This is a genomic window from Candidatus Pelagibacter sp. (assembly GCF_052049995.1).
Classification (GTDB): Bacteria; Pseudomonadota; Alphaproteobacteria; order Pelagibacterales; family Pelagibacteraceae; genus Pelagibacter.
Genome location: NZ_JBNGYX010000001.1, coordinates 97,493 through 117,679, shown reverse-complemented (window position 1 = coordinate 117,679; position 20,187 = coordinate 97,493). Strand labels below are relative to the sequence as shown.

Below are 20,187 nucleotides of genomic sequence, written 5' to 3'. Positions count from 1 at the left end.
AATCTAAGATAATATTATCTCATCTAATTCGTCTATAATAATTTAATGAAAATTTTATTTTTATTTATTCTTATTTTTCATATTTCGCATGTAAATGCTGATGAAATTTATAATCTTATAAAAATTCCAAATTTAGAAATTTATAAATTAAAAAACGATAATAATATTCGTTATTTGAGCGCTAAAGGTAATTTTAAAATTGGTATAAATAAGAACATTTCTTGCGATAAAGTTAGTATCAATAATTTAAATTCAAAATTTCCTTTAATTGAAAAAAATCTTAATCGATATAATTCTAATTTTCTTAATAAGATTAAATTAAAATATATTGTATTTTGTGAAAATTTATTCATCTCTGAAATTAATACTGGAGGAATACCTGATAATAAAAACAGGACATTAATTTTAGATATTAATTTTAATAAAAAATATTTTGAAAGAATGATGCATCATGAAATTTTTCATATGATACAAAACACTCACGTTAAATATTTTGATGAGGATAAATTTTCCTCTTTTAATCTAACATCATTTAATTACGCTGAATGTTCGACTTGTTCTGATAGATTAAATTTAGATCTATATGAAAAAACTGATGGTTTTTTAACAGAATATTCTAAATCTATCCCATCTGAAGATATGGCAGAAATTTTTTCATTTTTAATGACTGATAAGGAAACAATCGAAGATAAAATTAATAGTGACAAAATTCTAAAAAACAAAGTGAATTTTATAAAAATAAATTTAGCTAAAATAGATAAAAATATTTTATGATTAAAACAATTAAAGCTTCAAAATCAGAAAAAATTTTATTTATATTTTTAATTTGTCTTTCAATTTTTGTTTTTACATCTTTTTTTTTATTAAAAAATAAATGTCTATTTGTAGAAAAAAATAATTTAAGTAAACTTAATTTTAATAATTCAGATAATATTGTAGTAATGAATGTTGAGTGTGGAAATGTAATAATTGAACTTTATCCAGATGTTTCTCCTAAAGCGGTGGAAAGATTTAAAATTTTAATTGAACAAAAAATGTATGATGGTTCTGCTTTTTATAAAGTTTCAGAAAATACTTTTGTACAAGCTGGAGATATCGAGTATGGAAATATAAATAATTTAGATTATTCTAAAATTGGTAGCGGAAAGTCTGGACTGGGATTGTTAAAATCAGAACTGAGCAACGATTTTAAATTTACAGAAGGAAGTGTTGGTTTTGCTAGAGCAACAGAATTTGATACAGAAGATAGTGAATTCTTTATTACATTAAAAGAAATTCCAATTTATCAAGGTGAATATACTCCAATTGGTAAAGTAGTTTATGGCTTAGATATATTAACTAAAATTAAAACAGGTAATAAGGCAATTTATGTTTTAAGACCTGATTATATTAAAACCTTTAGAATGTTTAATTCTAATTAACTAAAGGTTTACCTGTCGATAATGTATGTTTAATTCTTTCTTGAGTTTGTTTTGTTTCTATCAATCTCATAAAAGAATCTAGTTCTAGTTTGTACAGATCATCCTCTGACAATACTTTTTCAATAGTAGTGTCTCCACCACTTAAAACGTTTGCAAGCTCAGTTCCAACATACATTCCATGATCTAAAATTACCTTTTCGTTGTATAATTTCTCTAAAACCTTAATCATTTTATCTTTCAACGGCTTTCCAGAAAGCTTAAATTTACACTCTTCTGGAGGAACAAAATCAGTATTTTGATTAATTAAATTTTTTGCTTCCTCAAAAAGGCTATTTCTGTTCATTATTTTTTTATCTTCTGGTCTTAAATACTTTAATGGCTCAGCCTCGATTGGAGATGTGGCTGTTTTAGCATAACCAATAATATCAAAAACTTTTAGTGGGGCATAATCTGGATCTGATTTTGCTTCCTCTGTTTGTGACCATCTCCACAACATTTCTTTACATCCTCCGCCTGCAGGAACTAACCCAACAATAGTTTCAACTAATCCAATAACTAAATTTGTATGTGAGGCAACAAAATTACTTTGAACTAAAACCTCAAAGCCTCCTCCAAGTGTAAGTCCAGAAGGTGCTGATACAACTGGGTACTTAGAGTATTTTAAAGTTTTGCAAGTATCTTGAAAATATTTTATAAATTTTTCAATTGATTTAAAATCACCTTTATCAGCAAAATTCATAGTATAACTTAAATTCACACCTGCTGAAAATTGCATGCTTTCATTAATTACTATTAAAGGTTTGTCTGTTGCATTTTTAAGTGCATCCATCGAGTCATAATCTAATGCACAGGCTTTTGTCGTAAACTCAACAATATTAAAATCTTTAAATCGATGAATTTCAGCTGAATTATTTTTATCTACTTTAATTGCTGATGGCCTTATTTTTCCTAAGGTTTGAATGTCTGTATAAATTTGTCTTTCTCCATAAAAGTTTTCATCTTTTGTTTTTGATAAATTTTCTAAAAATATATTATTTTCAAAGTCATCTATTCTTTCAAAGAAATTCTTTACCCCTATAGATTTCAACATTTCAAAAGGACCCATTGCCCAATTAAAACCAAGTCTCATAGCTTCATCAATATCATTGAACTTATCAGTAATTCCTGGAACAAGTGAAGATGCATATTTAATTATTTTTGAGATTACAATCCAAGCATACTCACCAAACTTATCTTTTCGATTAATTAAATTATTTATGTCAACTGTCTCAATTCCTAAATCTATTTTTTTTGTTGCTGAATACTCTCCTGTTTCTAAATTAATTGCTTCTAAAATTTTTTGATCTCCACTTTTATTCATTCTATAAAAGCCACCTTTTCCTTTACGGCCGGTGTAGCCTGTCTCAATTAATTTTTTTACTAATGGAATTTCTTTTGCAACAATTTTAAATTCATCTTTATCTGAAAGTTCCTTTATAAAACTTTTTAATACATCGGCCATCAAATCAATTCCAATTAGATCATACAATCCAAATACTCCTGTTTTAGGAATACCCATCGGTCTACCAAAAACTGCATCTGCTTCTTCTATTGAAAGTTTCATTTTGAATGCTTCCGTCATAGCAACCTGCATAGCGTAAACACCAATCCTATTACCGAGAAAACCTGGCGTATCGTTGCAAATTATTGCTCCTTTACCAAGCTCAACTTCACAAAATTTCTTTAAAGAATTAATTTTATTTAAGTCATTATTTTCGTTTTTAACAATTTCTAACAATCCCATGTATCTGACGGGATTAAAAAAGTGAGTGATACAAAAATCTTTTTTTTCTTCATCATTTAGTTTTTCTGATAGAACTTTAATTGGAATTGATGATGTGTTTGATGAAACTATTGCACCTTTTTTTCTGTTCTTAAATATCTTCTCATAAATATTATGTTTAATATCAATTCTTTCTACTACTGCCTCTACCACCCAATCTGCATCTTTTACTACGTCAAAATTTTCTTCAATATTTCCAACATTAATATTGTTAATTTTGCTCTTATCTATTAGCAAAGGAGGTCTAGATTTATGTATTCTATCTCTAGCTTTTTCACTGATTTCAGTAGACAAATCTAAAAGAGTAACTGGAACACCAGCATTACATAAATGTGCTGCTATACCACTTCCCATTGTACCAGATCCAATGACTACAACTTTTCTAATTTCCATAAAGAACTCTATATATGAATAATTTATTTGGGTAAATTATCTATTTATTCCTCTTAATCTTTCAGATCTTCTTCTTAATAACTCTGCACTAATTAATATCAAGGTAGATAAAAGAATTAAACAAGTTGCAACTGCAAGAATTGTAGGGCTTAGTTGTTCTCTCAAACCAGTCCACATCTGTATTGGGATAGTTGTATTTTCTAATCCTGCTAGAAATAATACCACAACAACTTCATCAAAGGATGTTACAAAAGCAAATAATCCCCCAGAAATTACTCCTGGTAATATTAAAGGGAGTGTTATCTTCATAAATGTGTTAACTGGGTTACTACCCAAACTTGCGGCAGCTCTTGTTACGCTATGATCAAAACCTGAAAGTGTAGCTGTTACAGTAATAACAACAAAAGGTGTTCCTAATATAATATGTGCTAAAACTATTCCTGTGTGGGTTGCTGCTAAACCAGCTTTTGCCATAAAAAAGAAAATTGCAACACCTGATATAATTAATGGAACAATCATTGGAGATATTAAGGTCGCCATTATCAATCCTTTATAAGGCATATGTCTACTGCTGAGTCCTAGTGCAGCTAATGTACCTAAAATAATTGATCCAATTGTTGCAAATATTGCAATTATGAAGCTATTTTTTGCCGCTAGTCCCCATGGATTTTTAGTTCCATAAATCATATCTTTATACCATCTCAAAGAGAATGCATCTGGATCAAGATTTTTCATTCCTTCAGAAAAAACTAAAAATTCTTCTGCATTAAATGACAAAGGAAAAATTACAAATAAAGGTGCAATCAAAAAGAAAAAAACAAAGGTACAAATCGTAAGATAAATATAATGCCAAATTCTATATCTAGTTTCTGTATAACTTGGTAATGCCATAATTATCCTAATTTAATGTTATCAACTCCAACCAATTTATTATAAATCCAATAAATAACCAAAACTCCTGTCAAAAGCATTAATCCCATCGCTGATGCAAAACTCCAATCAAGAGTTGTCTTCATATGAAATGCAATTTGATTACTTATTAAAGTTCCTGATGCTCCACCAACTAAAGCAGGGGTTATGTAGTATCCTATCGCTAAAATGAAAACTAATAAACATCCAGCTCCTATTCCTGGAATTGTTAAAGGAAAGTAAACTTTCCAAAAAGCAACGAAAGGTGTTCCACCTAATGATTTTCCTGCTCTCATTAAACTTGGTGATATTGTTTTCATGACACTATATAAAGGTAGAACCATAAAAGGTAATAATATTTGTGTCATAGCAACGTAAGTTCCAACTTTATTGTACATCATCTCTGGCCGGTTATCGTCTCCAACTAAACCAATCATTACAAAAAAATCATTTACCACTCCTTGCTGTTGCAACAAAATCATCCAACTTGCAGTTCTGACCAGCAAAGATGTCCAGAATGGGAGCAATACACAAATCATCAATAAATTGCTGTACTTCATCGGAAGTGTTGCAAGCAAATGAGCTATTGGATAGCCCATAAAAAAGCTAAAAAGTGTAACAAAAAATGCAATTTCTAATGTTCTAAGCCATAAAATTCTGTGAATTCTTCTGTCTTCGTCTACTTGAGCTATACTGCCATCTGAAGCAACATACATATCCATACCCTTCAAATATTTTGCCATTGTATAAGGAGGGGCAGTTCTTTTAATTGCTAACCAAAACTCTACATTTCTCCATCTCTTATGAATTTTGTTAATTTGTTCTTTTATACTAATACTTTCATCAATTTTATTTCTTTTTATTTGTCTAAAAAGTCTTTTAGTAATTGTATTAAAACCATTTTTTTCTTTATTTAACCTTTGTCCTAATTTTCCATGCTCTTGCTTCTCAACAAGTACTTTATAATCTTCATAAAATCCTCTATATACTTCTTCGGGTGGTAATTCCTCAAGGTTTTCCCATTTTTCCATTGCTTTGAAAGTTTTTGGAAGCATATTGGTGACCATTCTGTCATCAACACTCCTCATAAACATGTCGCCAATTGGAAATATATAAGTGATAACAAGAAATAATAGTAATGGAGCTACAAGAAGAAATGCTTTTATTTTATTTTTCTTTTCTGCTTTTTTTAAACTAACCTCTAAAGGTATTCCGTCAGTTGTTAATATTTGTTTTGTTTCAGAGCTCATAAAAAAATAGGGCGGTTAAAAATAACCGCCCTAAATATATTATATAAATTCAGTGTTTAAAACTGAAATTATAGTCCTGCTTTCATTGCTTCCCACTTCTCACTGATTTCAGTATTGTTATCAGCCCAGAAGAATGGGTCTACTAAGAAATAATTCTTAGTGTTTGCAGGAGCTGTTGGCATTTGTGGCATCATTTCAGTTTTACCATCTTTGTACCAAGGCTCACCAGCAGTAATTACATCAAGAGATGATTTTCTGTATGGTGCATAAGCAATATACTTCGCACTACCAGCTAACATTTCTGTGTTAGTCATCATTGCAAGAGCTTTTTTAGCATCAGCTTCGTTTGGTCCACCTTTAACTAGTGCAAAGTATTCATAATCAAGACCTTGACCATCCCATACTTGTACAAGTGGTGCACCTTCACCAACTATTGCGTTAAAAAATCTTCCGTTCCAACCAGTTGCCATTACAACTTCACCACTCATTAAAAGTTCTGGTGGTTGAGCACCTGCTGACCAGAATACACATCCGCCATTAGGATCTGTACATAATTTTTTAATTTTATTCATCGCTCTGTCGATTCCACCGTCTTCTAGAAGTTTTCTGTAAACTCTAGTTCCGCCGTCACCTAGCTTAACACCATCTGCAGCTAAAGCGATTTCTAAATTAGTTAAAGCACTTTTATAGATTGCTCTTTTTCCAGGAAACTTTTTAGTATTAAAGAAATCTTTAATAGTCTTTGGAGTGCCTTTTAAATTGTTTTTGTTATAAGCATAGTTCCAAGAATATAAAATGTTACCTACAGCACATTCACTCGGCATTGGTGCAAAGAAATCTTCACTTGCTTTAGTTCCATCTGGTGCTGCTGGGAAATCTTTGTCAAAATCAAATTTAACAAATATTCCTTCGTCACATCCGTTAATAGTGTCGAATGCAAATACATCTATGATATCCCAAGTTATTGCACCTGCTTCTTTCTGTGCTTTGATCTCTGATAAACCACCAGAATAGTCAACCCAATTGATTTCTATTCCTAATGCTTTAGCAGTTGGATCACCATACCCTAGCTTTTGAGACTCTGTATAAGCTCCACCCCATGATGCTACAGTAACAGCAAAGGCTGAAGATGTTAGAGACACAACAAAAGAAAGAGCTAGTAATAATTTACTTATTTTTCTCATTATTCCTCCGTTTAAACGTTGATATAAATTAATTTATATAAGTAAAAGTACAACAAATAGGAATGATTAAGTCAACAGCTGATTTTGTCAGTAGTTACTTCTATTAGATGTAAATATTTTAAATAGGATTATTTTGGGTCTAATGCTCTAGCATCAACACTATTCCAGCCAATATTTATATCTTGACTTACTTTTAACTCTAAATTGGATGTGCTGTTGGGTACTTTAAGAATAAACTCTGAGCTTCCTAAAAGATTTAATCTAACTCTTGTATGATCACCGTGATAAATTACTTCTTCAATCTTTCCAGTAAACATATTATCCATCTTATCAGTCGGATTAATTAACGCCCTTTCAGGTCTTAAAGAAACAGTTGTTTTCTCACCTTTAGACTTTACAGAAATTGGATTGGCTAGTATTTCTGAATTGGCTAATTTAACTTTGCATTTATCTTTATCGATATCCACAACTTCACCATTGAAAGTATTGTTCTCACCAATAAACTCAGCAACAAAAGAATTTACTGGCTTCTCATAAAGTTCAGCTGGATTTGAAAGCTGTTGAACTTTTCCATCATTAAATACTGCAATTCGGTTTGACATGGTTAATGCCTCACTTTGATCATGAGTTACATATACAACTGTTACACCAATACTTTCATGAATATGTTTTATTTCATATTGCATGCTTTCTCTTAAATTTTTATCTAATGCTCCAAGTGGTTCATCCATTAATACGACTGCTGGATCAAATACCAAAGCTCTTGCAACTGCTACTCTTTGTTGCTGACCACCAGAAAGTTGAGCGGGCATTCTAGTTTCAAAACCACTTAATGAAACCATCGATAATGCTTTATCAACTTTTTTATCTATTTCGTCTTTTTCAACTTTTCTTACCCTTAACGGAAAAGCTAAGTTTTCATAAACTGTCATATGTGGAAACAATGCATAGTTTTGGAAAACCATACCAATACCTCTTTTATGAGGAGGAATGTTAGAAATTATATTTCCATCTAATAATATTTCACCATGAGTTGGTGTTTCAAAACCAGCCAACATCATTAGACACGTTGTTTTACCTGAACCAGATGGACCAAGCATTGTTATGAATTCGCCTTCTGCAATATCTAATTGAAGATCTTTAACGACAAGAACTTTGCCGTCGTAACTTTTATCTACTTTATCGAATTTTACAAATTCTGGATTTTTAGACATAAAGGTGCATATAAAACATTTGTGTAAATATATTTCAATAGCTAATTAACTCTTAATATGAAGCTCTTTTGGAAAATTACAGAACAATTCTGATCCATTCTCTGTAACTCTTATTGCCTCAGATGCTTCAACACCCCAATCACCAAACTGCATCACTGCTATCATATGAAAACAAACGTTAGGCTCAAGTATTGTCATATCTCCCTTATAAATATTAAGTGTATGTTCACCCCAATCAGGAGGATAACCAATTCCTATCGAATAGCCTGTTCTAGATTTTTTTTCTATTCCATATTTATCTAATATTTTCCAAAAAGCTTGTGCAACATCATCTGCTGTATTCCCAGGTTTAATTTGACTTATACCTGCATTTAAAGCCTCTATTGTTTTATTCATTGTATCAATCTTTAATTGATTAGGCTTTCCTAACAAAATTGTTCTCGCCATCGGAGCATGATATCTCTTATAAACACCAGATAATTCAATAATTGTAGCCTCACCTTCTGCAAATTTGTCTTGTGTTGCTGTTAAATGTGAAGCTGAAGTACCTTTTCCTGTTGGAAGTAAAGTTGCAATACTTGAATATTCACCTCCAAATTCCTTTGTTCCATAAAATAAAGTTTTTTGAATTTCACCAACTGCATCGCACTGTCTGACACCTGGTTTAATAACCTCCATTGCAGTTTTCATTCCTTTTTCAGAAATTTTTGCAGCAGATTTCATGAAACCTATTTCAGCATTTGATTTTACTAACCTTACCCAATTAACTAAACGATCGCTATCTTTGATTTTTGCATTAGGTAATCCTTGCTTTATTTTTTCATAACAAAACGCAGTGAAGTAATGCGCATCCATTTCTAATCCAATGCATAACTTATCCCATTTTCTTTCTTTTATTATCTCTACCAAATTATCATAAGGATGTTTTGGCCAAGTATGGATATAATTTTCGTCATAAACTAAAATATTCTCATCCTTTAAATAAGTTTTAATATATGCACCACCTGCATCTTGAGCCCTAACAAAACATAGAGGCTCGTCTGCATCTATATGAACAATTGCACATTGAGCATAATAAAAAGACCAAGCATCATAACCTGTTAGGTAATTCATGTTGTTAGTGTCATGTGAGATTAAAAGATCGATGCCTTTTTCTTGCATCATTTTTTTAACTTTTGTTAATCTTTGCTTATATTCTTCTTTTGTGAACAACATTAATTTTCATTAAATAATTTACCAAATCCTTCGACGGAATTATTTTTGTTAATTTTAACAAGCGTATCCCAAATTAAAGCCTGATTGCTAGATAAAACTGTAGTATTTAATTTTTTCTCTAATTTATCAATAATTGGCAATACTGGTAAAGCAGTACAAGAAACAAAGAGAGCCTCTGCTCCATTTAAATTTATTTCGGATAGAACATTAAATAAATAATTCTGATCAACTTTTCCGATATCGTAATCAGCTTCTATATCAAAGTAAGAATTTGAAGTAACTTCAAACCCTTCATTTTTAAAATATTCCAAAACTTCATCGTTAAGTTTTTTGCTATAAGGTGTAAATAGACTTATCTTACTTATATTTAACTTTTTTAAAGCTTTAATTGCAGCGGTACTTGGAGTTGTCACCTCTGCCATAGGTTTTGCAGCTTTTACTTTTTTCTCTATAGACTCATAACCTGCAGCTATTGTTCCAGAGGTACAGCCATAAACAACACAATCGATATCCTGATCAGGTAATATATCTTTTGTTACCTCAGTTACTTTGTCTGACATTTTGATCAAATTTTCTTTTGTTAGCGGGTTGTAGCATTCAATACGATTTACAAAAAAATCAACTTCTCTGTCTTTAATTACGTTTATAAAATCTCTTTCAATCATAAAATCGCTTGCAAGCGCAATAAGTCCAATTCTTGGATTTGATTTGGTGATGTATTTAGGATCTATTTTTGTTGAATTCATATTTTAAAAGGTGAATATATCAGAAGTTCTTTAATAATCATTAATATAAAAAAATAGGTATGAATATAAAAGATACTTTCGTAGCATCCTTGGTGCCTATATTTTTAGGCTTTGGTTTTGTAATAGCTAAACCAGCATTTGAATCTTTTCCTCCTATTCTTTTAATGGGTATCAGATTTACATTTGCTGCATCATTATTAATTTGGTGGTTTCCAATTCCAAGAGGATATTTAAAAAGAATTTTTGCTGCATCATTAGTCGCTAATACATTGCAATATAGCATTACATATACTGGTTTAGATTTAATTGATGCATCTTCAGCAGTTCTTTTGGTTCAGATGGAAGTTCCGTTTGGAGTCATTTTTGCTTACTTCATGCTTAAAGAAAAACCAACGATCAGAGCTTTGATTGGTATAGCTATCGCATTTGTTGGTGTTTATATTTTAACTGGATCTCCTAACTTGGATGGAAAATTTATTGGAATTGGACTTACAATTTTAGGATCTGCTGTATGGGCTCTTGGACAAGTTATGGTTAAACCTTTAAGTAAAGAAATAAATCCTTTAGCGTTAGTTGCTTGGTTAGCATTATTCTCTGGACCGATATTAATAATGTCATCTGCGATAATTGATGGAAATACAATTAATTATCTAACAAATGCAAAATTTAATCATTGGATTATTGCTATTTATATTGGTTTCATCATGCAACCAATTACATACGGTTGTTTCTATTATGTTTTAAAAAATAACCCACTTTATAAAGTTCTACCGATTGTAACTATGGGGATACCACCAACCGGTTTATTGGCAGCAATATTTCTTTTAGGTGAAAAACCAACTTCAGAATTATTTATAGGTGGTACAATAATCATAGTTGGTGTGATTTTAATTGTATTTAAAAAAAACAAAAAGGAAGAGGAAATAAAATGAAAATTGGATTTATTGGTCTAGGTAATGTTGGAGGAAAACTTGCTGGAAGTTTATTAAGAAATAACTTTGATCTTACAGTAAGAGATATAGATGAAAATTTAACAAATCCTCTAAAAGACTTAGGTGCTAAGGTAGCAAAATCGCCAAAAGAATTAGCAGAAAAAACTGATTTAATAATTACATCTCTTCCTTCCCCCGAAGTATCCGCTGAAGTGATGGAGGCTGATGACGGAATTATAAATGGACTGTCAGAGAATAAAATTTGGTTAGAAATGAGTACCACAGACGAAAATGAGGTTAAAAGAATTGGAAAAAAAGTAATAGAAAAAAAAGCTATACCTATGGATGGACCTGTTAGTGGCGGATGTCATAGAGCAGCAACAGGTAATATTTCTATATTCGTGGGTGGAGAAAGAAAAGCATTTGAAAAAATTTTACCTGTATTAATTGTTATGGGGAGAAAAATATTGCACACTGGTGAGCTTGGTACAGCAAGTGTATTAAAAGTAATTACAAATTATCTAGCATCTGCACATTTAGTTGCATTAGGTGAGGCTTGGACTGTAGCAAAAAAATCTAATTTAGATTTAGCAAAAACTTATAAAGGGATTGCTATTTCCTCTGGTAATTCATTTGTGCATGAAACTGAAAGTCAGGTTATATTAAATGGATCTTATAATATAAACTTTACAATGGATTTGGTTTTAAAAGACACAAGTTTATTTAATAATCTTGCTAAAAAAATAAATGCTCTTTTAGAAATTTCTCCACAAATAGTTGAAATTTTCAAAGATGGTCAAAAAAAATATGGTTCTAGAGCTTGGTCATCAATGATTGTGAAAAGGATGGAGGATTTAAATAATATTAATTTTAGAGCTAATGGTTTTCCTGATGAGTTGGTTGATAGCGAACCTGAGGAAAAAGGATATGAAATTTAATTAATGTGTTAAGATAAAAAATGTTAGATAAAAGGAAATTTTACATAAATGGTCAGTGGGTTGATCCAATTAAAAAAAATGATTTTGACGTAATTAATCCATGCAATGAAGATCCGTTTGCTGTTATTTCTTTAGGTTCAAAAGAGGATACAGATTTAGCTGTCAAATCAGCAAAAAATGCCTTTAATACTTGGAAAGAAACTAGCAAGAAAGAAAGGCTCAGTTTACTTGAAAAATTATCATCAGTTTATAAAAAAAGATTTAATGAAATGGCTGAGGCTATTTCTCTTGAAATGGGTGCGCCAATGGATTGGGCAACAGATGTTCAAACAGCTTCAGGGAAAGATCATTTAGATGATTTTATTTTAAGATTAAAAAATTTTAAATTTGATGAACACTTTGATAATAAATCAAATAATCATATCTATTATGAGCCAATTGGAGTTTGTGGATTAATCACACCGTGGAATTGGCCTATTAATCAAATTACTTTAAAAGTCGTTCCTGCATTCGCAACTGGATGTACAATGATTTTAAAACCATCAGAAATTGCTCCTATTTCTGGAATGCTATTTGCAGAAATGATTGATGAAGTAGGTTTTCCAAAAGGTGTATTTAATTTGGTAAATGGAGACGGCGCAGGAGTGGGAACCCACATTTCAACCCACCCTGATATTGATATGGTTTCTTTCACAGGTTCAACAAGAGCAGGAAGATTAATTTCAAAAAATGCTGCTGAAACAATTAAAAGAGTTTGTCTTGAATTAGGTGGAAAAGGTGGAAATATTGTTTTTGCTGATAGTTATAAAGATGCAGTAAGAGACGGTATTAGAAATGTAATGAGCAATTCTGGTCAATCTTGTGATGCACCAACAAGGATGCTTGTTGAAAAATCAATTTACGATAGAGCTGTTAAAGAAGCTGTTGATGAAGCAAACAAAATTAAAGTAGATCAAGCTTCAAAAAAGGGAGATCATATAGGACCAGTAATTTCTAAAATTCAATATGAGAAAATTATAAATCTTATTGAAAGTGGTATTTCTGAAGGCGCAACTCTTGCAGCAGGTGGACCTGAGTTACCAAACGGTTTGAACAAAGGATACTTTATCAAACCAACTATATTTACAAATGTAACTAATGAAATGAGAATTGCTAAAGAGGAAATTTTTGGACCTGTATTATCTATAATTCCATTTGGGACTGAAGATGAGGCAGTCAATATTGTAAATGATACTTCTTATGGTCTTGGAAATTATTTGCAAACTGAAGACCGAGAAAAAGCACACAGAGTTGCTAAAAAATTAAGATCTGGATGTGTTTACATAAATGGAAATGGAGCAGATTCCGGAACTCCATTTGGTGGTTACAGACAATCAGGTAATGGGAGAGAAGGAGGTGTTTGGGGTCTTGAGGAATATCTTGAAGTAAAGAATGTTACTGGTTGGAGTTAACAGAATTTTTTAAATATCTTAGTCTCCCAATAATTTCGTCTCGATCCATGTAATAACCTTGCAAATGTCTATGTCCTGAGTTTGGATCATATTCAGTTCTACCGTGTAATAATCGTCTATTGTTAAAAGAAAAAATATCACCTGGTCCTAATCTAAATTTAATCTGGAATTGATCGTCATGAAGTAAATTTCCAAATCGGTGATGAGCTTTATAAACTTTATCCATCAAATCAGGATGACAATCTAAAGCATCCATAGTTGCTACGCTAAACCGAATATCATGGTAATCATTATCTTTTGTTAGAGATATCGCGGGTGCGTAATAACTTCTAACAGACTCTTGTGTATAATCCATGTCTCTAAATTTTAAATGAACGTTTACTAGCGTATCAAATATTTCTTTCTCATTTTTTCTTAAATAATCTGCAACTGCAAAGCCATCTACAGCGGATGAGTCTCCTCCTGTTGCAGAATTAACTAAACAATGAAGAAATTGATAACCAGGTGGTGTTTCAAACCATGGTAAATCCATATGATTTCTTAGGGCATGTGCTGTGTAAGCAGAATTATTTGGTTTAGGGATATTAATTACTTCAAAAGGTGTTTTAAAAAAAGTTTCTCTAGTATGGCTGATTCTGTTTAAAATTTTAAAGCCAGAATTATTTTCAGTTGGAGCATTTTTTACTATAGCAATTCCAGTGTGGTGTAAGAGCTCTAACCATCTGACAAGTCCCTCATATGAACTCATAATTTCATCATGTTCAATCTCAATTGACTTCAGGTCATTTTGTAAAGAGTTGTCCCAAAGTTGATATGGAGATTTATAATCTAAATTATTTTTTATAGTATAGCAGTTTTCTCTTAACCAATTTTGGTCATAATAACTTATATGGTCACCTTCACTCCATTCAATTTCAAGCTTGCCTTCATTATTTACTGCAAATTTTTTTGGATTAATTTTGTTTGATACTTTTAAAATATTAAACATTCTATGACGTGAGTCTTTGTCATGTGCAGTTGGACAATTGTCTCTTAGCCATAAATAATTAAATTTACTTTTTTTTCCATCACTCCAGTCAATTTCTAAATTTGTAGAATTTTTAGTTATATTTTTTATTGTAAAATTTTGTTCCATTAATTTTTATAATTTGAATGTTCTCTCTCTAGTTTTCTTAATAAAGCAGCCCACTCCGTTTTTCCATCATAATTATAATCATCGGAGTCGCTCATGTTTTCCCAAAAATATGCAGCTTTCTGTTTATCTATTTCATGTTTGTTTAACCCCATGGCAAGGTTTTTTACCTGAACTGAACATGCTTGCTCTAGATAATAAGCTCTGAAAAATGCTTCTGCAGCAGTTTTTCCTACTGTGTAATATCCATGATTTCTAGTAATCAAAATATCGTGTTTACTAATTAGGTTTTCAAATTTACTTCCAAATTCTTTGTCCTCAACAAATTCATAATCAATATATCCAACAAGATGATTTAAATAAACTGCGGCCTGTGAAAGATACATTAAACCTTCTTTAGTACCTCCAACTGCCATCACATCGTTGGCATGTCCGTGAACATAAAAGTTTACATCATTTCTTTTATTAAAAATCCATTGAGCAAGATTAATGCATCCGTCATTTAACCAAGGTCCGTCTGAATCTAATTTTTTTCCGTTTTGATCAATTTTAACTAAAGATGAAGCGGTAATTTCCTCATAAAACATTCCGTATGGATGAACAAAAGAACAATTCTTATCTTCAGCAGATCTTGCCCCTGCACATTGGTTAGCAAGGTCTGTCATGCCGTACATATGTAAAATTCTATAGAGAGCAGACAACTCTAGTCGCACATCTTTATCTGTTTGCGCCATAAATAAAATTCTTATTTAAAAAATAAGCAAAAGCAAATAAATACAACTGTTATTTCTTAAAACAATTATAAGTTGTATAATATTTGTTTTACATATGATGATTGTAACTGTTAGAACATTACATCATGTCAAAAATTGAGATCAACAACGTTTACAAAATTTTTGGAAACAACCCTTCTTCTGTACTGCCAATGGTAAAAGATGGTGCAACAAAAGACGAAATTTTAGAGCAAACTGGTCATACCGTTGGATTAGATAATGTTTCGCTTAAAATTGAAGAAGGAGAAACCTTTGTTTGTATGGGTTTATCTGGATCGGGAAAATCAACACTAATAAGACATTTAAATAGACTAATCGATCCAACTGATGGTGAAATTTTAGTTGAGGGCACGAATGTAATGTCACTTGATAAAGATAAGCTTATTGAATTTAGAAGACATAAAATGAGCATGGTGTTTCAAAGATTTGGTTTATTCCCGCATAAAACAGTAATTCAAAATGTTGGATACGGACTAGAAATGCAAGGGAAAGGTGAAGATGAAAGAAATAAAATCTCAATGGAAAAAATTGATGCAGTTGGTCTAACTGGTTTTGAAAATCAATACCCCGCTCAATTATCAGGAGGAATGCAGCAACGTGTTGGTTTAGCAAGAGCATTAGCTACCGATACAGATATCATGTTAATGGATGAGGCTTTCAGTGCTCTAGATCCTCTGATTAGAAGTGACATGCAAAAACAACTAATTGATCTTCAAGCAGAACTAAAAAAAACAATTGTATTTATTACTCACGATCTAGATGAATCATTAAGATTGGGTGATCATATCGGGATATTAAACTCTGGAAAATTAGTCCAAGTAGGAACCCCTGAGGAAATTATTATGAACCCTGCTGATGATTATGTAAAAGCTTTTGTAAAAGATGTGAATAGAGCAAAAGTCATCAAGGCAAAAATTATTATGAAAACTGCTGATCAAGCTAATGACATAGATAAATCAAACTTAATAAAAGTAAATGAAGATGAGTTTATTGAAGATTTTTTACCAAAAATTGTTTGTTCTGACTCAAATTGTGAAGTGGTTGATAAAAGTGGAAATGTAAAAGGATACATTTCAAACCAAGAATTACAGTCTTCATTAACAAGATCATAAAGTGTTATTAAAAACTTTCGAAGTAAAAAAGGAATGGGTTGATTACAACAATCATATGAACATGGCTTATTATGTGCTTGTTTTTGATCAAGCATGGGAAGTTGCTCTTGAAAAATTTAAAATGGGTGGAACAGCAGCAAAAAATCTTAATAGAAGTACAATGGTTGTTGAAACTAATACTAAATATTTAAATGAGGTAAAAGAGGGAGAAATGGTCAATGTTAATCTGACTTATTTTGATCATGATAAAAAAAGATTACATTTAAAAATGGAAATGATTTCTCAAAAAACTAACAAACCTTCAGCTTCTATGGAATGGATATCGCTATATATAGATTTAAGCAAAAGAAAGGTTACTGAATTTGAAGAAGAAAAAGTAAAATTAATGAAAGATTTTATTGAAGAAAATAAGTCAAAATTTTCAAGCGAAGGTCTTCTATTCTCTTCTAAATTAAAGAAATAATTAAATATTCTATACAATTTTTTTTTGATATAGGTGCATAATGGGCGCTAATAATAATTCAAAAGGAATACTTTTAATTATTACTGCAATGACATTTTTTGCAATGCAGGATGCTTTAATTAAATTCATTTTTGAAAAAGCAGCTTTATATGAAATATTTTTTGGAAGATATTTTGTTGCAGCAATTTTGCTATTTGGTTATATAAAATTCAGAAAACAAAAAGTCTCTCTTAAAACTCACTATCCTTTTTTAACAATACTAAGAGTGGTTTTGCATTTTATTGCTTTTTCTGCTTTTTTTATCTCACTAACTTTTATGCCTTTAGCAACAGCAAATGCTCTATTTTTTTCCTCCCCTTTTTTCGTATCAATATTTGCAAAGTTATTTTTAAAAGAAACTATTGGTATTAGAAGGTGGTCAGCAATTGTTTTTGGTTTTGTTGGCGTTTTTATAGTCTTAAATCCAAATTTTTCAGACTTTGAATATCGAAGTCTTTTACCAGTTTTTTGTGCATTTTGTTATGCTGCATCTATGACTATCACTAAATATACATCTGATAAAGATGATGTTAACACTCAGCTATATTACTTTTATCTGATTGCAATATTACTGTGTGTAATTTTATATATTTTTATGGGTAGTGGTCAGCTTAATAATTCAAACTTTGATCCAACAATACAATTCATCTTTAGAGAATGGTTTTCAAATATTGAATATACATGGAAATTTATTTTATTTTTTGGTTTTGCTGCATCAATAGCTTTTGTTTGTATTTTTTCAGCATATATAGTTGCATCACCTTCTGTTGTTTCTTTGTTTGAGTATTCATTAATAATTATGTCTATGATACCTGGCTACTTTTTATTTAATGAAGTACCAACGACCAGAACGTTTATTGGTGTTGCGTGTATTATAGCAGCTGGAATTTATATTTACATGAGAGAGAGAGTTAAAGAGCAATTTATTGCAACAGAAACACCAGTTAGAAGATGAGCAAGAACTTTATACCAACAATTAATATTTCTCCTTTAATAAAAAATAATTTTGAAACTCAAAATGCATTTAAAACAATTAAAGAAATTGAAAAAGCTTGTGTCAATGTAGGATTTTTTCAAATTACTGGACATGGAATTAATCTAAAAGAAATTAAAAAAACATGCGAAGTTGGGCATAAATTTTTTAATTTACCAGACACTAAGAAAAGAAAATTATCACCTAAAAAATGGAATAAAAAAAATAAAAATCTTTACAGAGGATATTTTCCTAATGATGTGAACGGAAAAGAAGGTTTGGATATAGGTGATTTAAAAGTAACTAAAAAATATTCTTCAAATCTAAATAATCAATACATAGAATTTCTTAATCTAAATGAGTGTTTTAAAAAAAGTTCAATAAATATTTTAAACAAATATTTTGATAATATTTATAGATTGAGTGAAACTTTATTTAAGAGTGTAATAAAACTTAATAAAAAAAATCCTGATATTTCTAGTGTAGCTTTTTCAAGATTAAAAACATTAAGCACATTAAGATTTAATTATTATCCTAATCAGACAAAACCAGTAGAAATATCTAAACAAGATGGGGTTGCTCTTGGATGTGAAACACATGTTGATAGTGGTGTATTCACAGTTCTCTATCAAGATAGAAAAGGTGGATTGCAGGTACAAAATAGAAAAAATAAAAAATGGTATGATGTGCCATTTAAACAAAAAGCTTTAGTAGTAAACACTGGTAGAGCTTTGGAGTTTCTAAGCAAAGGTAAATTTAAAGCAACTAATCACAGAGTTTTATGGAATAAAAGTAAGAGACTCTCTGTTCCTTTTTTCTTTGAACCTTCCTATGATTTCAAAATGAACCAATCATTTTTAAACGGAAGCAAATTCAAAAATAATGGTCCAATTTATGAGAAATTTCTTAACAAATCCTTAAAGAAATTTATTGAATATCAGCGCTAGTAATAATAAAGTTTAACTATAAAGCGATACATAACTCGTCGTTAAATTCAAAAATTTACGAAAGTGGGATCGGTCGTCTTTAAATTAATTTTTAAAGGAGGCTTTATGAACTTTGGATATTTTTGTAATACTACTAATTGGGATAAAAAACCTTATACCCAACTTCTAGACGAAGCTAGAGAAATCACTGAATATTGTGATCAAAATAATTGGAATTCTATTTGGTATACCGAACACCATTTTAATCATGAGGGAATGGAGTCTTGCACTAATCCTCTAATGATGTGTACTGATGCTGCTGCAAGAACTAAAAATATTCGTTTAGGACAAGCTTGCAACGTAATAACATTTCATAATCCTATAAGACTTGCAGAAGATATTGCTACCCTTGACCAAATGTCAAAAGGAAGAGTGGAAGTTGGTATTGGAAGAGGAGTTTACGGAAGAGAAGCCATTAACATGAACAAAGAAGCTGACTTAAAAGATCAAGCAAAAAATTTTAGACTATTTTCTGAAACATTGGACATAATGAAAAAAGCTTGGTCTGAGGACTTCTTTTCTCACCAAGGTGAATTCTATACTTATCCCTCACCAAATTTTATTTGGCAACACGATATGAGTCCTCCAAAAGAAAATGTTGTCGATTTAAAAACAAATGAATTAAAACAAATATCTGTATTACCAAAACCTTATCAAAAACCTTTTCCACCAATTTCTCAAGTAGTTGATGGAGAAAGATCAATTCAGTGGGCAGCAGAAAATGGGCTTAATACAATTATGTGGATACCAACTGTAAAAGCTTTGAAAAAAAGATTTGAAATTTATAAAGATGCAAAATCTAAAGCTGAAAATAGAGATGTACCGCTAGGGGAAGGTATTAGTTTGGTTAGAGATATGTTTGTTGCAGAAACTATGGAAGAGGCTGAAAAAATGGCTGGAGAACATATTGTAAATTATATGAGATGGGTTTGTCATTGGAGAGGATTGGGAAATCATATGGATCCAGATGAAAAATTACCAGAGACAAAAAATAAACTAGATTTATTAAATTATGAATTTCTTCATAAAAGAAATCTATTGTTTGGAACACCTGAGTTTGTAATTGAAAAAATAAAAGAACTTCAACAAGAATTAAATCTTCAAAATTTACAAGTCTGGTCTAACTTTCCAGGAATTAAACACGAAGACTGCATGAGAAGCATCAAATTATTTACAGAAGAAGTAATTCCAAATATAAAACCGATAGATACGAACATTCAAAGAGCTAGCTAGT

The 20,187-nt window shown here is 30.7% G+C and carries 19 protein-coding genes; 10 read left to right on the top strand and 9 right to left on the bottom strand.

Going from position 1 to position 20,187, the window contains the following annotated elements; genetic code table 11:
- Nucleotides 1–45 precede the first annotated feature (45 nt).
- Nucleotides 46–774 (top strand): putative zinc-binding metallopeptidase, encoded by a 729-nt coding sequence (locus tag ACTT9Y_RS00630; RefSeq protein WP_440932559.1) that lies wholly within the window; start codon nt 46–48, stop codon nt 772–774.
- Nucleotides 771–1,421, top strand: a complete 651-nt coding sequence (locus ACTT9Y_RS00625; RefSeq protein WP_440932558.1) for a peptidylprolyl isomerase — start codon at nt 771–773, stop codon at nt 1,419–1,421. Before ACTT9Y_RS00630 ends, ACTT9Y_RS00625 begins: the two co-directional genes overlap by 4 nt.
- Here the strand turns inward: ACTT9Y_RS00625 and ACTT9Y_RS00620 are convergent.
- The 7 genes from ACTT9Y_RS00620 to ACTT9Y_RS00590 form a co-directional block, all read right to left on the bottom strand.
- Nucleotides 1,414–3,636: a 3-hydroxyacyl-CoA dehydrogenase NAD-binding domain-containing protein gene (locus ACTT9Y_RS00620; RefSeq protein WP_440932557.1), complete on the bottom strand. Its 2,223-nt coding sequence runs from the start codon at nt 3,634–3,636 to the stop codon at nt 1,414–1,416. The two genes, ACTT9Y_RS00625 and ACTT9Y_RS00620, sit on opposite strands and share 8 nt — an antisense overlap.
- A gap of 36 nt (nt 3,637–3,672) precedes the next feature.
- Entirely contained in the window at nt 3,673–4,527 is an 855-nt protein-coding gene (locus tag ACTT9Y_RS00615; RefSeq protein WP_075484335.1) for an ABC transporter permease, read from the bottom strand.
- 2 nt (nt 4,528–4,529) lie between these two features.
- Entirely contained in the window at nt 4,530–5,795 is a 1,266-nt protein-coding gene (locus tag ACTT9Y_RS00610) for an ABC transporter permease (protein ID WP_075484336.1), read from the bottom strand.
- Between the two features lie 68 nt (nt 5,796–5,863).
- Nucleotides 5,864–6,979, bottom strand: coding sequence for an extracellular solute-binding protein (locus ACTT9Y_RS00605; RefSeq protein ID WP_075484337.1), 1,116 nt, complete (start codon nt 6,977–6,979; stop codon nt 5,864–5,866).
- Nucleotides 6,980–7,107: 128 nt separating this feature from the next.
- The gene (locus ACTT9Y_RS00600; RefSeq protein ID WP_145595988.1) at nt 7,108–8,193 is read right to left on the bottom strand and encodes an ABC transporter ATP-binding protein; all 1,086 of its coding nucleotides are present in this window, start codon (nt 8,191–8,193) and stop codon (nt 7,108–7,110) included.
- A 45-nt stretch (nt 8,194–8,238) separates the two neighbouring features.
- The gene (locus ACTT9Y_RS00595) at nt 8,239–9,408 is read right to left on the bottom strand and encodes a M24 family metallopeptidase (RefSeq protein WP_440932556.1); all 1,170 of its coding nucleotides are present in this window, start codon (nt 9,406–9,408) and stop codon (nt 8,239–8,241) included.
- A complete protein-coding gene (locus tag ACTT9Y_RS00590) occupies nt 9,408–10,154 on the bottom strand; it encodes a maleate cis-trans isomerase family protein (protein WP_075484340.1) in 747 nt (248 codons plus the stop codon). Before ACTT9Y_RS00590 ends, ACTT9Y_RS00595 begins: the two co-directional genes overlap by 1 nt.
- 59 nt (nt 10,155–10,213) lie before the next feature.
- Between ACTT9Y_RS00590 and ACTT9Y_RS00585 the strand changes: the two genes are divergently transcribed.
- From ACTT9Y_RS00585 to ACTT9Y_RS00575, 3 genes are read left to right on the top strand one after another with little or no spacing between them, the layout of a single operon-like run.
- On the top strand, nt 10,214–11,086 hold the full coding sequence (locus ACTT9Y_RS00585) for a DMT family transporter (RefSeq protein ID WP_440932555.1): 873 nt from the start codon (nt 10,214–10,216) through the stop codon (nt 11,084–11,086).
- Entirely contained in the window at nt 11,083–12,024 is a 942-nt protein-coding gene (locus ACTT9Y_RS00580) for an NAD(P)-dependent oxidoreductase (protein ID WP_440932554.1), read from the top strand. Before ACTT9Y_RS00585 ends, ACTT9Y_RS00580 begins: the two co-directional genes overlap by 4 nt.
- Before the next feature lie 20 nt (nt 12,025–12,044).
- A complete protein-coding gene (locus ACTT9Y_RS00575; protein WP_440932553.1) occupies nt 12,045–13,475 on the top strand; it encodes an aldehyde dehydrogenase family protein in 1,431 nt (476 codons plus the stop codon).
- Here the strand turns inward: ACTT9Y_RS00575 and ACTT9Y_RS00570 are convergent.
- Both ACTT9Y_RS00570 and ACTT9Y_RS00565 read right to left on the bottom strand, forming a co-directional pair.
- Nucleotides 13,459–14,610 (bottom strand): TauD/TfdA family dioxygenase, encoded by a 1,152-nt coding sequence (locus ACTT9Y_RS00570; protein WP_440932552.1) that lies wholly within the window; start codon nt 14,608–14,610, stop codon nt 13,459–13,461. The two genes, ACTT9Y_RS00575 and ACTT9Y_RS00570, sit on opposite strands and share 17 nt — an antisense overlap.
- Complete coding sequence (locus ACTT9Y_RS00565) at nt 14,610–15,341, bottom strand: class II aldolase/adducin family protein (protein WP_440907581.1); 732 nt, start codon at nt 15,339–15,341, stop codon at nt 14,610–14,612. The genes ACTT9Y_RS00570 and ACTT9Y_RS00565 overlap by 1 nt, the downstream gene beginning before the upstream one ends.
- Before the next feature lie 125 nt (nt 15,342–15,466).
- On the opposite strand from ACTT9Y_RS00565, the gene ACTT9Y_RS00560 reads away from it, so the two are divergent.
- The 5 genes from ACTT9Y_RS00560 to ACTT9Y_RS00540 all read left to right on the top strand — a co-directional run bounded on the left by ACTT9Y_RS00560 (nt 15,467) and on the right by ACTT9Y_RS00540 (nt 20,186).
- Nucleotides 15,467–16,492, top strand: a complete 1,026-nt coding sequence (locus ACTT9Y_RS00560; protein WP_440924972.1) for a quaternary amine ABC transporter ATP-binding protein — start codon at nt 15,467–15,469, stop codon at nt 16,490–16,492.
- Nucleotide 16,493: 1 nt separating this feature from the next.
- Entirely contained in the window at nt 16,494–16,955 is a 462-nt protein-coding gene (locus tag ACTT9Y_RS00555) for a thioesterase family protein (RefSeq protein WP_440924971.1), read from the top strand.
- A gap of 40 nt (nt 16,956–16,995) precedes the next feature.
- Entirely contained in the window at nt 16,996–17,949 is a 954-nt protein-coding gene (locus ACTT9Y_RS00550) for a DMT family transporter (RefSeq protein ID WP_440932551.1), read from the top strand.
- On the top strand, nt 17,946–18,914 hold the full coding sequence (locus ACTT9Y_RS00545; RefSeq protein WP_440932550.1) for a 2OG-Fe(II) oxygenase family protein: 969 nt from the start codon (nt 17,946–17,948) through the stop codon (nt 18,912–18,914). Before ACTT9Y_RS00550 ends, ACTT9Y_RS00545 begins: the two co-directional genes overlap by 4 nt.
- 105 nt (nt 18,915–19,019) lie before the next feature.
- On the top strand, nt 19,020–20,186 hold the full coding sequence (locus tag ACTT9Y_RS00540; protein ID WP_440643446.1) for an LLM class flavin-dependent oxidoreductase: 1,167 nt from the start codon (nt 19,020–19,022) through the stop codon (nt 20,184–20,186).
- The last annotated feature ends 1 nt before the right edge of the window (nt 20,187 follow it).

What these genes read in the sequence shown, in the direction of transcription:
- ACTT9Y_RS00575 (WP_440932553.1), top strand. Translation starts at nt 12,045, where the DNA reads ATGTTAGATAAAAGGAAATTTTACATAAATGGTCAGTGGGTTGATCCA.
- ACTT9Y_RS00560 (WP_440924972.1), top strand. Translation starts at nt 15,467, where the DNA reads ATGTCAAAAATTGAGATCAACAACGTTTACAAAATTTTTGGAAACAAC.
- ACTT9Y_RS00590 (WP_075484340.1), bottom strand. Translation starts at nt 10,154, where the DNA reads ATGAATTCAACAAAAATAGATCCTAAATACATCACCAAATCAAATCCA.
- ACTT9Y_RS00620 (WP_440932557.1), bottom strand. Translation starts at nt 3,636, where the DNA reads ATGGAAATTAGAAAAGTTGTAGTCATTGGATCTGGTACAATGGGAAGT.
- ACTT9Y_RS00610 (WP_075484336.1), bottom strand. Translation starts at nt 5,795, where the DNA reads ATGAGCTCTGAAACAAAACAAATATTAACAACTGACGGAATACCTTTA.
- ACTT9Y_RS00580 (WP_440932554.1), top strand. Translation starts at nt 11,083, where the DNA reads ATGAAAATTGGATTTATTGGTCTAGGTAATGTTGGAGGAAAACTTGCT.
- ACTT9Y_RS00585 (WP_440932555.1), top strand. Translation starts at nt 10,214, where the DNA reads ATGAATATAAAAGATACTTTCGTAGCATCCTTGGTGCCTATATTTTTA.
- ACTT9Y_RS00615 (WP_075484335.1), bottom strand. Translation starts at nt 4,527, where the DNA reads ATGGCATTACCAAGTTATACAGAAACTAGATATAGAATTTGGCATTAT.
- ACTT9Y_RS00550 (WP_440932551.1), top strand. Translation starts at nt 16,996, where the DNA reads ATGGGCGCTAATAATAATTCAAAAGGAATACTTTTAATTATTACTGCA.
- ACTT9Y_RS00600 (WP_145595988.1), bottom strand. Translation starts at nt 8,193, where the DNA reads ATGTCTAAAAATCCAGAATTTGTAAAATTCGATAAAGTAGATAAAAGT.
- ACTT9Y_RS00565 (WP_440907581.1), bottom strand. Translation starts at nt 15,341, where the DNA reads ATGGCGCAAACAGATAAAGATGTGCGACTAGAGTTGTCTGCTCTCTAT.
- ACTT9Y_RS00545 (WP_440932550.1), top strand. Translation starts at nt 17,946, where the DNA reads ATGAGCAAGAACTTTATACCAACAATTAATATTTCTCCTTTAATAAAA.
- ACTT9Y_RS00605 (WP_075484337.1), bottom strand. Translation starts at nt 6,979, where the DNA reads ATGAGAAAAATAAGTAAATTATTACTAGCTCTTTCTTTTGTTGTGTCT.
- ACTT9Y_RS00570 (WP_440932552.1), bottom strand. Translation starts at nt 14,610, where the DNA reads ATGGAACAAAATTTTACAATAAAAAATATAACTAAAAATTCTACAAAT.
- ACTT9Y_RS00540 (WP_440643446.1), top strand. Translation starts at nt 19,020, where the DNA reads ATGAACTTTGGATATTTTTGTAATACTACTAATTGGGATAAAAAACCT.
- ACTT9Y_RS00630 (WP_440932559.1), top strand. Translation starts at nt 46, where the DNA reads ATGAAAATTTTATTTTTATTTATTCTTATTTTTCATATTTCGCATGTA.
- ACTT9Y_RS00595 (WP_440932556.1), bottom strand. Translation starts at nt 9,408, where the DNA reads ATGTTGTTCACAAAAGAAGAATATAAGCAAAGATTAACAAAAGTTAAA.
- ACTT9Y_RS00625 (WP_440932558.1), top strand. Translation starts at nt 771, where the DNA reads ATGATTAAAACAATTAAAGCTTCAAAATCAGAAAAAATTTTATTTATA.